The following is a 12,812-nucleotide window of genomic DNA, read 5'->3' as shown; positions in this document are numbered from 1 at the left end:
GAACTTTCCCCTGCTCCCGTGCAGGGGCTTTTTTTTGTCTCGTCAGCCATTGTGCATTACACTGCGCGCTGCAAAACTTTAGTCTTGAGATCTGACAGGCGGTAACAGCGATGAACGGTACAATCACAACGTGGTTTAAAGATAAAGGCTTTGGATTTATCAAAGATGAAAACGGCGACAACCGCTATTTTCATGTGATTAAGGTCGCCAACCCTGATCTGATTAAGAAAGATGCGGCGGTGACCTTCGAGCCAACCACCAACAGCAAAGGCCTTTCCGCGTATGCGGTGAAGGTGATCCCGGAGAGTAAGCATCTTTATATTGCGGGCGAGCGCGTGAAGCTCACCTCAATTAAATCCTTCGTGGTGTTCAGCGAGGAAGAGCCCGTTGAGACCAAAATCGACAAAGAGAATGCGGTGCTGTCGGTGGGGCTGCTGATGAACAGCATCAAACCCAAAACCGAGAAAAAGCCGGGCGAAATGCGCACGGTGAAGAAGCTGGCGATCACTACCTTCCAGAACACGACGCTGATCTTCACTGAAGATGAGATCGACATCGATGCCACGGTGAAGCTGCTGAAGTAACGTTTTGCCGGGTGGCGGCTACGCCTTACCCGGCCTACGAAATGCGTGCGGCACTCGCCGCCGCACGGTTTACCCCATCCTGTGCTCCCCCCGCAACATTGCTTCACGGTCAAATACCCGCTGGATCTTCCCGTGCGCCATAAATGCCGCCCGGTCGGACATATGCGCAATCACGTCCGCATCGTGGCTCACCAGCAGGTAGGTCATGCCGTGCTGCGCCTTCAGGCGGTTGAGCAGGTTCAGGATCTCCGCCTGTACCGACATATCCAGCGCCGAGGTCGGTTCATCCAGCAGCAGAAGCTGCGGGCGCAGCAGCAGCGCGCGGGCAATGGCCACGCGCTGACGCTGTCCGCCGGAAAGCTGATGCGGGTAACGCCTGCTGGCGTCGGCAGCCAGACCCACCTGTTGCAGCGCATCCGCCACCTTTTCGGCAACCTGGGGTTCGCCGTGGATGTTTAACGGCTCCGACAGGGTGCGGTCAATGGTGTGGTTCGGGTGCAAAGACGCCCACGGATCCTGGAACACCATCTGCACGTTACGGCGAAGCGCGCCTTCAAAACGTCGTCCTGGCCGTAAATTTTCCCCGAGGACGGAAATGTGGCCATGCCACTCGCGCAGCAGCCCCGCCAGCACGCGCAGAAGAGTCGATTTGCCGCAGCCGGATTCACCGATCAGGCTGAAGGTTTCGCCTTTTTCGATCGCAAAACTGGCGGCGGAAACCGCCGTTTTTTCACCAAAACTCACCCGGAGCTGGTTAACCTCAACGAGTGCCATTGTCGGCCTCCTTCCACGGTTGCGAACGGTCGAGCGTCGGCAGCATCTGGCCAAAGGTCCCGGCGTTCGGGCGGCAGGTCCAGAGCGTGCGCGTGTAGGGATGGGTTGCCTGCGGCAACTGGCTCGCCGCCATTTCATCAACTTTCTCACCCTGATACATCACCAGCACGCGGTCACAGTGTTCCGCGACGAGCGGCAAGTCGTGGCTGATTAGCAGCATCGCCATCTGCCGCGCCTCGCACTGCTGTACCAGCAGCTCCAGGATCTGGTTGCGCAGGCGTGCGTCCAGCGCGGAAGTCGGTTCGTCGGCGATCAGCACCTGTGGGTTGTTGACGAGCGCAATGGCGATCATCACGCGCTGGCCCATGCCGCCGGAGAGTTCGCCGGGATAGCGCTGGAGCACGTGCTCGTTCAGCCCCACGGCGCGGATGATATCGTGAATGCGCGCCAGGCGTTCGGCGCGGGGCAGGCGCTGATGGAGGGTCAGCGCTTCATCAAGCTGGGCGGCGACGGTTTTCACCGGGTTTAGCGCGTAGCGCGGGTCCTGTAGAACCATCGCAATGCCGTTGCCGCGCAGCGCCTGCCAGCGGCGGCTGTTCAGGGTCAGCAGGTCGTTGCCAAGCACGTTAAGCCGCTTAGCGCTCACGATGCCGGGCTTGCGCACCAGCCCCATCAGGGCGCGGGCAGACATGGACTTGCCGGAGCCGGATTCTCCCACCAGCGCCAGCCGCTCGTTGCCTAACGTAAAGCTCAGGTTGTTGACCACGCGCGCGGCGGGGTAGTCGATATTTAGCGCATCGACGATGACGCGGTGTTCAGTCATGCTGTGGCTCCAGTACGTCGCGCAGGCCATCGCCCAGCAGGTTAAAGGCCAGGCTGGCAAACAGAATCGCCCCGCCTGGAATGGCGGCAATCCACCACTGGTCAAAAATGACCTGCATGCCGTCGGCTATCATCGCGCCCCATTCCGCCATCGGTGGACGTGCGCCCAGGCCAAGGAAGCCCAGCCCGGCGGCGGCCAGAATGATCCCGGCCAGATCCAGCGCCAGCCGTACAATCGCGGAGGGCAGGCACAGGGGCAGAATATGGCCGACCAGCAGGCGCGGGCCGCGAATGCCCATCATCTCCGCGGCGGCCAGATAATCGCTGTGGCGCAGACGCTGGATTTCACTGCGCGCCTGGCGCGCATAGGCAGGCCAGGTCGTTAAGGCCAGCGCCAGCGCGCCGTTCACCAGACCGGGGCCGAGCATCGCGACAAACGCGAAGGCGAGGATCAGGCGCGGCATCGACATCACCACGTCGGTAAAGCGCATCAGGATGCGCTCCATCCAGCCGCCGTAGTAGCCTGACAAAATCCCCACCAGCAGACCGGCGGGGAGGGTAATAACGGTGACTAAGGCCACCAGCCCCAGTGCCGGACGGGTGCCGTAGATTAATCGGGAGAGCAGATCCCGCCCATAGCTGTCGGTACCCAGCCAGTGCTGCGCGTTGGGCGGTTGCAGACGCGCGGCGGCGTCCTGCCAGTTGGGGTCATGCGGCGCAAGCCACGGTGCTAACAGGGCAATAAGCACCAGCAGCGCGATGGCGATCAGCCCGCAAAACGCGGCAGGGGAGCGGCGCAGGCGGCGTAAGAAGAGATAAAACGGCATTAGCGCACCCTGGGATCGGTCGCCCGCACAAGCAGGTCGGTAAGGTTATTGATCAGAACAAAGCAGACGCCAATCAGCAGCGTGCCGCCCATCACGGCGGTGGTGTCACCGGCGAACAGGGCCGTGGTGAGGTAGCGCCCGATGCCCGGCCATGAGAAGACGGTTTCGGTTAATACCGCGCCCTCCAGCATGCTGGTGTAGGCCAGCGCAATCACCGTCAATAGGGTGCTGCGAATGTTCGGCAGCACGTGACGCAGCAGGATGGTCATCTCTCCGGCGCCCTTGGCGCGGGCGAGCAATATGTACTCTTTGTTCATCTCGCTCAGACAGGCGGAGCGCGTCAGGCGGGTGATACTTGCCAGCGAGTAGTAGGCCAGCAGCAGCACCGGCAGCACCAGGTGGCTGATGGCGTTGCGGAACGCCTCGCGGTCGCCGGAAAGCCAGGTATCAACCAGCGCAAATCCGGTTCGTGGCTCAACGGTGAATTGCCAGATGTCGTCCAGCCTGCCGGGGCCAGCGCTCCACTGTAGTTTCGCGTAGAACAGAGCCAGCATCAGCAGTCCGAGCCAGAATATCGGCACCGAATTGCCAAGCAGGGTGAGCGTTCTGATCGCTAAGTCCAGTGGCGAACCGACGTAGCGGGCGCACAGTACACCCGCAATCACGCCGAGTACCGTGCCGATAATTAGCGCCAGCGTTGCCAGTTCCAGCGTGGCGGGAAAGGCGTGCAGCAGGTCCTGCAATACCGGCTGACCGGTAGCGCTGGCGGTGCCTAAATCCCCGTGAGCGAGGTTTTGCAGGTAGTGCCAGAACTGTACGGGAAGAGGCCGATCCAGCCCAAGCTGGTGGCGAACCTGATCGTAAGTGGACTGGCTGGCGTGATCGCCGACGATCTGCAATACGCGATCGACCGGGGAAAAGGCAGAGAGCGCAAACGTGACCAGCAGTAGCCCGAACAGCGTGAGCAGGAGAGTCAGCAGACCCTGAAGCATGCGGGTGGAAAGATGTGGCATGGGAAATCTCTTTATGCCGGGTGGCGGCTTCGCCTTACCCGGCCTGCAAAAACCAGGAACGTAGGCCGGGTAAGCGCAGCGCCACCCGGCAACAAGGGCTACTTCGTAACGCGATCGTACCAGACCATATCCGCGTTCAGCCCCTGCTGATACCCCTTCACGTTATCGCGCACCACGATCTGGGTTTTGCCCTGGTCAACGAACACATACGGCGAGTTATGCTGTAACTGTTCCTGCATCTTCTTATACAGATCCAGACGTTTTGCCGGATCCGGCTCGGCAACCGCCGCCAGCGTAGCGTTGTTCAGCTCCGGAATTTTCCAGCCGTTAAGCCCGGCCACGGTGCTGGATTTCCCGTCATTCCATGCGAAGGCGCTGGCGTTGGAGTGCGCATCGAAGTAGTCCGGGATCCACAGACGTATGGCCGCCTGATGCTGTTTCGCACGCACGCGGGCGTACACCTGGCTACCCGCCGCGGGCAGCAGATCCACCTTCACGCCGCCCTGAGCGAAGCTCGCCTGCATGGATTGCGCGATGGTGATGAACGGCGGTTTATTCTCTACGTCCAGCGTGAAATGCGCGTCTTTGATGCCCGCCCTGGCGAGGATCGCTTTTGCTTTTGCCGGGTCAAACGTGAACGGATTGTCCTCCAGCGCGCCCGGCAGGCCGACCGGCAGGAAGCTCTGATGAACAAAATACTGGCCTTTCAGCAGGTCTTTGGTGATGCCTTCATAATCCACCAGCCAGCGCGAGGCTTCCCAGAACGCAGGATTATTCAGCAGCGGGTTAGCGCTGTTGCCGGTGTTAAACACCAGATAGTTTTGCTCGGCAGAAGGAATGCTCAGTACCTTCACGCCCGGCTTGTCGCTGAGGGCGCTTATCTGGTCTGCACCCAGATCGCGCGCCACGTCCGCATCACCCTGCTGGATCAGCAGGCGGCGGGAAGCGGGATCGGGGACGTTTTTAATGATGATGCTTTTAAGCTTCGGCGCGCCGCCGGGCGCGGATTCGTTGGCTTCCAGCACGATGGCCTGATGCGGCTGGTAAACGCGCATTTTGAACGCGCCGCTGCCCGCAGAGTGCATTTTTAACCACGCGTTGCCGAAGTCGTTATCCTTCACGTTCGCCGCAACCTGTTTTTCATCGACGATGGAGGCAATCGGCGTGGAGAGTATATTCAGCGCTACCGACGGGCTGACGTCCGCCGTCCAGCGAAGCGTGAGGGTATGGTCGTCCACTTTCTTCAGCTGGCTGGCGATGTTGCTGGCGTCCCAGCCCAGTACGTTGAGGATAAACGCCGGGGATTTGTTCAGCGTCACGGCGCGGGTATATGAGAAGATCACATCTTCCGGGCGCAGCGGGTTGCCGGAGGCAAATTTTGCATCGGGCTTAAGTTTGATGGTCAGGGTTTTTGCTGCCGCGTCCGCTTCCCAGCTTTCGGCCAGAACCGGGGTGATTTTCTCCGGGTTATCGCGGTCCGGCTGTACCAGACGCTGATACAAACTCGGTACGGTCTGGATGCTGGAAAGTTCGTTGGCTTCGGCCGGGTCAAGGCTCACGATATCATCCAGACCCTGGGCGACAACCAGCGTGTTGGGCGGGGTAGCGGCGTGAGCAGCGCTTGAGAGCGCAGCCAGCACCAGTAACGGCAGCAGTTTTTTATTCATAGCGATCCCTGAAGAAAATATATTGTGATTGTTTTATGCACCGTTACGGTAGGCTGGCTGAGGATTTCCTCAAAGTCGAAATTCTGCTTTGCTTATGCCCTCCGGGAATAACGCATTCGGTCTGGTTATGAGTCACCTCTCTTTTCGTTCGCTTTTTAACCTGCTATAACAAACTCCTTACCTTTCAGGGAGTCACCGCCGTGCCCGAAATCAATCAACATGGTCAAACCGTAAATGATATTGTCCCGGACTGGAAATGCGCCCGCGCGTTAACCCGTACCCTGCTCACCGGGCGGTATTGCCGCCTGGAGCCGCTGGATGCTGACCGCCATTCGGCTGATTTGTTTGAAGCCTATGCGCTGGGTGACGACAGCGACTGGACGTGGCTTGCCAGCACCCAGCCTGTGAGCGTTGAGGCCACTGCGCACTGGGTGCTGGGAAAGGTGCTGGATGACGACCTGGTGCCCTTTGCCGTTATCGATCTGCGCACCGAAAAGGCGGTAGGGCTGGTCAGCTATATGGCGATAGAACGCTTTCAGGGCTCGGTTGAGATCGGCCACGTCACCTGGTCGCGCAGAATGAAGGGCACCCGCGTGGGTACCGAAGCGGTGTGGCTGCTGCTGAAAAATGCCTTTGAGCATCAATATCGCCGGCTGGAGTGGAAGTGCGATTCGATGAACATCGCCTCACGCAACGCGGCGGAGCGGCTGGGGTTTGTCTGGGAAGGGCGCCTGCGCCAGAAGCTGGTGCGTAAAGGACGCAACCGCGACAGCGATATGCTTTCGATTATTGACGGCGAATGGCCGCAGCGCGATGCAGAGCTGCGCGCCTGGCTGGCGGTGGAGAATTTTGACGGGGAAGGACGGCAGGTTAAGCGGCTTGAAGCATTTCGGAAATAATTTCCCCTCACCCTAACCCTCTCCCTTTGGGAGAGGGCCGGGGTGAGGGGAGAAGTTCGCACTCAGCGGCGAACCGGCGCCCCATCCGCCACATAATACGCCGCCGTGCTCTTCGCCAGCGGCTCGCGCCCGCGAATGGCGTCGGCAATCTTTTCGCCAATCATGATGGTGGTGGCGTTCAGGTTGCCGGTGATAATCTGCGGCATAATCGACGCATCCACTACGCGTAACCCTTCCAGCCCGTGAACCCGGCCTTCGCCGTCAACCACCGCCATTTCGTCGTAGCCCATTTTGCAGGTGCCGCACGGGTGGAAGGCGGTTTCGGCGTGGTTGCGCACGAACTCGTCCAGCTGTTCGTCGGTCTGGCATTCGACGCCCGGGCTGATTTCACGACCGCGATACTTGTCCAGCGCAGGCTGGTGCATGATCTCGCGGGTGATGCGGATCGCGTCGCGGAACTCCTGCCAGTCCTGCTCGTGGGACATGTAGTTGAACAGGATCGCCGGATGCTGGTGCGGATCGCGCGACTTGATGCGCACGTGGCCGCGGCTCGGCGAGCGCATGGAGCCAACGTGGCACTGGAAGCCATGTTCTTTCACCGCGTTCGAGCCGTTGTAGTTAATCGCCACCGGCAGGAAGTGATACTGAATGTTCGGCCACTCGAACTCCTCGCGGCTGCGGATAAATCCGCCCGCTTCGAAGTGGTTGCTCGCGCCCACGCCTGTGCCGCCAAACAGCCACTCCGCGCCAATCTTCGGCTGGTTCCACCATTGCAGGGCAGGGTAGAGGGAGACCGGCTCCTTACATTCATACTGAAGGTACATCTCCAGGTGATCCTGCAAGTTTTCACCCACCCCGGGTAAATCATGCACCAGCGGGATATCAAACTGCTTCAGCAGTTCAGCGTTGCCCACGCCGGAGCGCTGGAGGATCTGCGGAGACGCGATGGCGCCCGCGCACAGCAGCACCTCTTTCTTCGCTGTCGCTTTTGACGGAATGGTGCTTTCGCCTTCCAGCCACTCGACGCCCACCGCGCGCTTGCCGTCAAAGATAATGTGATCGGTCATGGCGTGGGTACGGATGGTCAGATTCGGGCGCGGTTTGGCCTGGTCCAGATAGCCGCGCGCGGTGCTGGCGCGTCGGCCCTGCGGCGTGACCGTACGGTCCATCGGGCCAAAGCCTTCCTGCTGATAGCCGTTAAGGTCGTCGGTGCGCGGGTAGCCCGCCTGCACGCCCGCCTCTACCATCGCTTCAAACAGCGGGTTCACGCCCGGCTTAGAGGTGGTGACGCTCACCGGACCGTCGCCGCCGTGGTAGTCGTTCGGCCCCACGTCGCGGGTCTCTGCCTTGCGGTAATAGGGCAGGCAGTTGAGGTAGCTCCAGTGCTCCAGACCCGATTGTTTCGCCCAGTTGTCCAGATCCATCGCGTTACCGCGCACGTAGCACATGCCGTTGATCAGCGACGAGCCGCCCAGCCCTTTACCCCGTCCGCATTCCATGCGGCGATTGTTCATGAAAGGCTCAGGCTCGGTTTCATACGCCCAGTTGTAGCGCTTGCCCTGCAACGGGAAGGCCAGCGCGGCAGGCATCTGGGTGCGGAAGTCAAAGCGGTAGTCCGGCCCGCCCGCCTCAAGCAGCAGGACGGTGGTGTTCGGATCTTCAGTCAGTCGTGTTGCCAGTACGTTGCCGGCAGAGCCGGCCCCGATAATGATGTAGTCAAATTGCAAATAAACCTCCCGGTTAAAATATGGACTGGAATTTACCCATCTCAACCTGGATGGACTTCACCTGGGTGTAACTCTGAAGCGTCATGACGCCGTTCTCACGGCCAATGCCGGAGTGTTTGTAGCCACCGACCGGCATCTCTGCGGCGGATTCACCCCAGGTGTTGATCCAGCAGATGCCCGCTTCGAGCTGATGAATAGCGCCGTGGGCGCGGTTCAGATCGGCGGTGACGATGCCCGCCGCCAGACCGTAGTCGGTATCATTGGCGCGGCGAATGGCCTCTTCGTCAGTGTCATAGGTAAGAATGGACATCACCGGGCCGAAGATCTCTTCGCGCACGATGGTCATTTCGTCGGTGCAGTCGGTGAACACGGTCGGGGCCACCCACGCGCCGTTATCAAAGCCGTCACCCTTCAACACGTCGCCGCCGCACAGCACGCGCGCGCCTTCCTCTTTGCCTTTGGCGATGTAGCGCAGCACGCTGTCGCGGTGCGGGAAGCTGACCATCGGGCCAAAGTTGGTGTTTTCATCGAACAGGTCGCCCGCGCGGATGCGGCCCACGCGCTCAACGATTTTTTGCTCAAACGCGGCTTTGACCTTCGCGGGCACGAACACGCGGGTGCCGTTGGTGCACACCTGACCGGAGCTGAAGAAGTTCGCCATCATGGCGATATCTGCCGCGAGATCCAGATCCGCGTCGTCAAACACTATCAGCGGAGATTTACCGCCCAGCTCCATCGTCACCTCTTTCAGGGACGAGGCCGCCGAGTTCGCCATCACCTTTTTGCCGCTGGCCACGCCACCGGTGAAGGAGACTTTGGCGATGCCCGGATGTTCGGTCAGGAACTGGCCGGTCTCTGCGCCCACGCCCGGCAGGACGTTAAACACGCCGTCCGGCACGCCTGCTTCGGTGTAGATCTCCGCCAGTTTCAGGGCGGTAAGCGGAGTCACTTCGCTCGGCTTGAAGATCATCGCGTTGCCCGCCGCCAGCGCCGGGGCCGATTTCCACAGGGCGATCTGGATCGGGTAGTTCCACGCGCCGATGCCCGCCACCACGCCCAGCGGCTCGCGGCGGGTGTAGACGAACGAGGTGTCGCGCAGCGGGATCTGGCTGCCTTCCAGCGCCGGGATCAGCCCCGCGTAGTACTCCAGCACGTCCGCGCCGGTAACGATGTCGACGGTCGAGGTTTCGGAATACGCTTTACCGGTGTCGAGGGTTTCCAGCGTTGCCAGCTCGTCGTTGCGCTCGCGCAGGATATCGACGGCGCGGCGCAAAATGCGCGAGCGCTCCATGGCGGTCATCGCCGCCCATATTTTTTGCCCGCGTTTTGCGCTTTCCACGGCGCGGTCGACGTCTTCGCGCCCGGCCGCCTGCACGGTCGCCAGAACTTCACCGTTCGCCGGGTTGATGGTCTCGAAGGTACGACCGCTGGTGGCCGATGTATAACCACCATTGATATAAAGCTGCTGTTCTGCCATTCGGGACATAAATTCTCCTCGGTTAATCGGTCGGTAAATGCTGGCTGATAAAGTGGCTGGTAAGCGACTGGGCCAGGGTTTTATCCAGCGGTTTGCCGCTGAGCGCAGCGCGCAGCCATAGCCCGTCAATCAGTGCGGCAAGCCCGTAGCCCGCCTCTTCAGCCTGTTCACGCGGCAGCTCGCGGCGGAACTCGTACACCAGGTTTGAGAGCAATCGGCGGCTGCTGACCTGCTGCAAACGGTAGAGCATCGGCTGATGCATGCTGCTGGCCCAGAAGGCCAGCCAGGCCTTCATCGCCGCGCCGCTGATCTGGGTTTCATCAAAATTGCCGCCGACAATCGCCTGCAATCGCTGCTCTGCGCTGCCGTCCGGCAGGGCGCGTAAACGGCTTAATACCGCGTCGCGCAGCTGACCGGTGATGTCACGCATGGTCGCTTCCAGCAGACCGTTTTTATCTTTGAAATAGTGGCTGATGATCCCCGTGGACACGCCCGCCCGACGGGCGATTTGCGCGATGGTTGCGTCATGCATTCCCACTTCATTAATTGCTTCCAGCGTGGCATCGATTAGCTGCCTGCGCCGGATCGGCTGCATCCCCACTTTGGGCATTTTTGCCACTCCATTCATCAGCGTTGGTTAACTATTAAAGCGGTTTTTGATTGGACGTTCAATATAAAATGTGTCTTAATTGTTGCGGATTTGGATTTCAATAGTTACAAAAACAGTGGGGATACTGGATGACAGACCTTTCACAGGACAGAGAAAAAGACAAAATCAACCCGGTCGTTTTTTATACGTCCGCCGGGCTGATTTTGTTGTTTTCCCTGACGACCATTTTCTTTCGTGATTTTTCTGCCGAGTGGATTGGGCGCACCCTGAACTGGGTGTCGAAGACCTTCGGCTGGTACTATCTGCTGGCGGCGACGCTCTATATTGTCTTCGTGGTCTGCATTGCCTGCTCGCGCTTCGGTTCGGTGAAGCTCGGGCCTGAGCAGTCCAAGCCCGAATTCAGCCTGCTGAGCTGGGCCGCGATGCTGTTTGCCGCGGGCATCGGCATCGACCTGATGTTCTTCTCCGTGGCGGAACCGGTCACGCAGTATATGCAGCCGCCGGAAGGGGCAGGGCAGACGATGGAGGCCGCGCGCCAGGCGATGGTCTGGACGCTGTTCCACTACGGCCTGACGGGCTGGTCGATGTACGCCCTGATGGGCATGGCGCTCGGATACTTTAGCTATCGTTATAATTTGCCCCTTACCATCCGCTCCGCGCTGTACCCGATTTTCGGCAAAAAGATCAACGGCCCTATTGGGCACACGGTAGACATCGCGGCGGTGATCGGCACCATCTTTGGTATCGCGACAACGCTCGGAATTGGCGTAGTGCAGCTTAACTACGGGCTGAGCGTGCTGTTTGACATCCCGGATTCGATGGCGGCGAAGGCGGCGCTGATTGCGCTGTCGGTGATTATCGCCACCATCTCGGTGACCTCCGGCGTGGATAAAGGGATTCGCGTGCTCTCCGAGCTGAACGTCGCGCTGGCGCTGGGGCTGATCCTGTTCGTGCTGTTTATGGGCGACACCTCGTTCCTGCTCAATGCCTTAGTGCTCAACGTGGGTGATTACGTGAACCGCTTTATGGGCATGACGCTGAACAGCTTCGCCTTTGACCGTCCGACAGAGTGGATGAACAACTGGACGCTCTTCTTCTGGGCGTGGTGGGTGGCGTGGTCGCCGTTTGTCGGCCTGTTCCTGGCGCGTATTTCGCGTGGGCGCACCATCCGTCAGTTCGTGATGGGCACGCTGATCATCCCATTCACCTTTACCCTGCTGTGGCTGTCGATTTTCGGCAACAGCGCGCTGCACGAGATCATCCACGGCAATGCGACTTTTGCCCAGGAAGCGATGGCGCACCCGGAGCGCGGCTTCTACAGCCTGCTGGCGCAGTATCCGGCGTTTACCTTTAGCGCGTCCGTAGCGACCATTACCGGCCTGCTGTTCTACGTCACCTCGGCGGACTCCGGCGCGCTGGTGCTGGGGAACTTCACCTCGAAGCTCAAGGACATTAACAGCGACGCGCCGAACTGGCTGCGCATCTTCTGGTCCGTCGCCATCGGCCTGCTGACGCTCGGCATGCTGATGACCAACGGTATCTCGGCGTTGCAGAACACCACGGTGATCATGGGCCTGCCGTTCAGCTTCGTGATCTTCTTCGTGATGGCCGGGCTGTATAAATCGCTTAAGGTGGAAGACTACCGCCGCGTCAGCGCCAGCCGCGACACCGCCCCGCGTCCGCTGGGCGCGCAGGACAGGCTGAGCTGGAAAAAACGTCTCTCGCGCCTGATGAACTACCCCGGCACGCGCTACACCAAACAGATGATGGAGACGGTCTGCTTCCCGGCCATGGAAGAGGTGGCCCAGGAGCTGAAGCTGCGTGGCGCCTACGTGGAGCTGAAAAACCTGCCGCCGGAGGAGGGCGAAACCCTGGGGCACCTGGATCTGCTGGTGCACATGGGCGACGAGCAGAACTTTGTCTATCAGATCTGGCCGCAGCAGTATTCGGTGCCCGGGTTCACCTACCGGGCGCGCAGCGGGAAGTCGACCTACTACCGGCTGGAGACCTTCCTGCTGGAAGGCAGCCAGGGGAATGATTTGATGGATTACAGCAAGGAGCAGGTGATCACGGACATTCTGGACCAGTATGAACGGCACCTGAACTTTATCCATCTGCACAGGGAAGCGCCGGGGAATAGCGTGATGTTTCCGGATGTTTGAGGCTTGATCTGAAGAACCTACAAAGGCAGCGCCGCTGCCCTCATGCCGGGTGGCGGCGATGCCTTACCCGGCCTACAAAACCGGTTTATCGTAGGCCTGATAAGCGAAGCGCCATCAGGCGTTTAATGAGCATTGGATCTGAAGGGCAATATTTCCTTTCTTTATATTCACCATTTTATTTTTCTTTATTTACTCGAGCCGCCTCGCATTTCCCTAATATTCGACCCCTGTACATTTATCCATGGCAGTA

General features: G+C 59.9%; 11 protein-coding genes. 3 read left to right on the top strand and 8 right to left on the bottom strand.

The features are described from left to right. Positions 1 to 110: 110 nt before the first annotated feature. Complete coding sequence (locus SK54_RS17785) at positions 111 to 584, top strand: cold-shock protein (protein WP_015571193.1); 474 nt, start codon at positions 111 to 113, stop codon at positions 582 to 584. Between the two features lie 69 nt (positions 585 to 653). Here the strand turns inward: SK54_RS17785 and SK54_RS17780 are convergent, their stop codons facing one another. The 5 genes from SK54_RS17780 to SK54_RS17760 all read right to left on the bottom strand — a co-directional run bounded on the left by SK54_RS17780 (position 654) and on the right by SK54_RS17760 (position 5,687). After that, entirely contained in the window at positions 654 to 1,358 is a 705-nt protein-coding gene (locus tag SK54_RS17780; RefSeq protein WP_048247694.1) for an ABC transporter ATP-binding protein, read from the bottom strand. Next, positions 1,345 to 2,181: an ABC transporter ATP-binding protein gene (locus SK54_RS17775; protein ID WP_023296076.1), complete on the bottom strand. Its 837-nt coding sequence runs from the start codon at positions 2,179 to 2,181 to the stop codon at positions 1,345 to 1,347. Before SK54_RS17775 ends, SK54_RS17780 begins: the two co-directional genes overlap by 14 nt. Beyond that, on the bottom strand, positions 2,174 to 3,007 hold the full coding sequence (locus SK54_RS17770; protein WP_023296077.1) for an ABC transporter permease: 834 nt from the start codon (positions 3,005 to 3,007) through the stop codon (positions 2,174 to 2,176). The genes SK54_RS17775 and SK54_RS17770 overlap by 8 nt, the downstream gene beginning before the upstream one ends. After that, positions 3,007 to 4,020: an ABC transporter permease gene (locus SK54_RS17765; protein WP_017382536.1), complete on the bottom strand. Its 1,014-nt coding sequence runs from the start codon at positions 4,018 to 4,020 to the stop codon at positions 3,007 to 3,009. The genes SK54_RS17770 and SK54_RS17765 overlap by 1 nt, the downstream gene beginning before the upstream one ends. Positions 4,021 to 4,118: 98 nt before the next feature. Then, entirely contained in the window at positions 4,119 to 5,687 is a 1,569-nt protein-coding gene (locus SK54_RS17760) for an ABC transporter substrate-binding protein (RefSeq protein WP_048247692.1), read from the bottom strand. Between the two features lie 200 nt (positions 5,688 to 5,887). On the opposite strand from SK54_RS17760, the gene SK54_RS17755 reads away from it, so the two are divergent. Continuing rightward, on the top strand, positions 5,888 to 6,586 hold the full coding sequence (locus tag SK54_RS17755; RefSeq protein ID WP_048247690.1) for a GNAT family N-acetyltransferase: 699 nt from the start codon (positions 5,888 to 5,890) through the stop codon (positions 6,584 to 6,586). Between the two features lie 62 nt (positions 6,587 to 6,648). Here SK54_RS17755 and betA read toward each other — a convergent pair whose 3' ends face one another. Genes betA through betI form a run of 3 tightly spaced genes read right to left on the bottom strand, consistent with a single transcriptional unit; the run spans position 6,649 to position 10,400 of the window. Next, positions 6,649 to 8,313, bottom strand: a complete 1,665-nt coding sequence (gene betA / locus SK54_RS17750) for a choline dehydrogenase (RefSeq protein ID WP_023296081.1) — start codon at positions 8,311 to 8,313, stop codon at positions 6,649 to 6,651. A gap of 13 nt (positions 8,314 to 8,326) precedes the next feature. Then, positions 8,327 to 9,799, bottom strand: a complete 1,473-nt coding sequence (gene betB, locus SK54_RS17745) for a betaine-aldehyde dehydrogenase (RefSeq protein WP_047728240.1) — start codon at positions 9,797 to 9,799, stop codon at positions 8,327 to 8,329. A gap of 13 nt (positions 9,800 to 9,812) precedes the next feature. Continuing rightward, positions 9,813 to 10,400 (bottom strand): transcriptional regulator BetI, encoded by a 588-nt coding sequence (gene betI / locus SK54_RS17740; protein WP_017382531.1) that lies wholly within the window; start codon positions 10,398 to 10,400, stop codon positions 9,813 to 9,815. Positions 10,401 to 10,528: 128 nt separating this feature from the next. Here betI and betT point away from each other — a divergent pair, with 128 nt between their 5' ends. Beyond that, positions 10,529 to 12,562, top strand: coding sequence for a choline BCCT transporter BetT (gene betT / locus SK54_RS17735; protein WP_045344553.1), 2,034 nt, complete (start codon positions 10,529 to 10,531; stop codon positions 12,560 to 12,562). Positions 12,563 to 12,812 lie beyond the last annotated feature (250 nt).

The sequence above is a fragment of the Enterobacter sp. MGH120 genome (genome assembly GCF_001037725.1).
GTDB classification, from domain to species: Bacteria; Pseudomonadota; Gammaproteobacteria; order Enterobacterales; family Enterobacteriaceae; genus Enterobacter; species Enterobacter hormaechei_C.
Note: the sequence above shows the minus strand (reverse complement) of the source record. Positions and strands in the feature narration are given on the sequence as shown.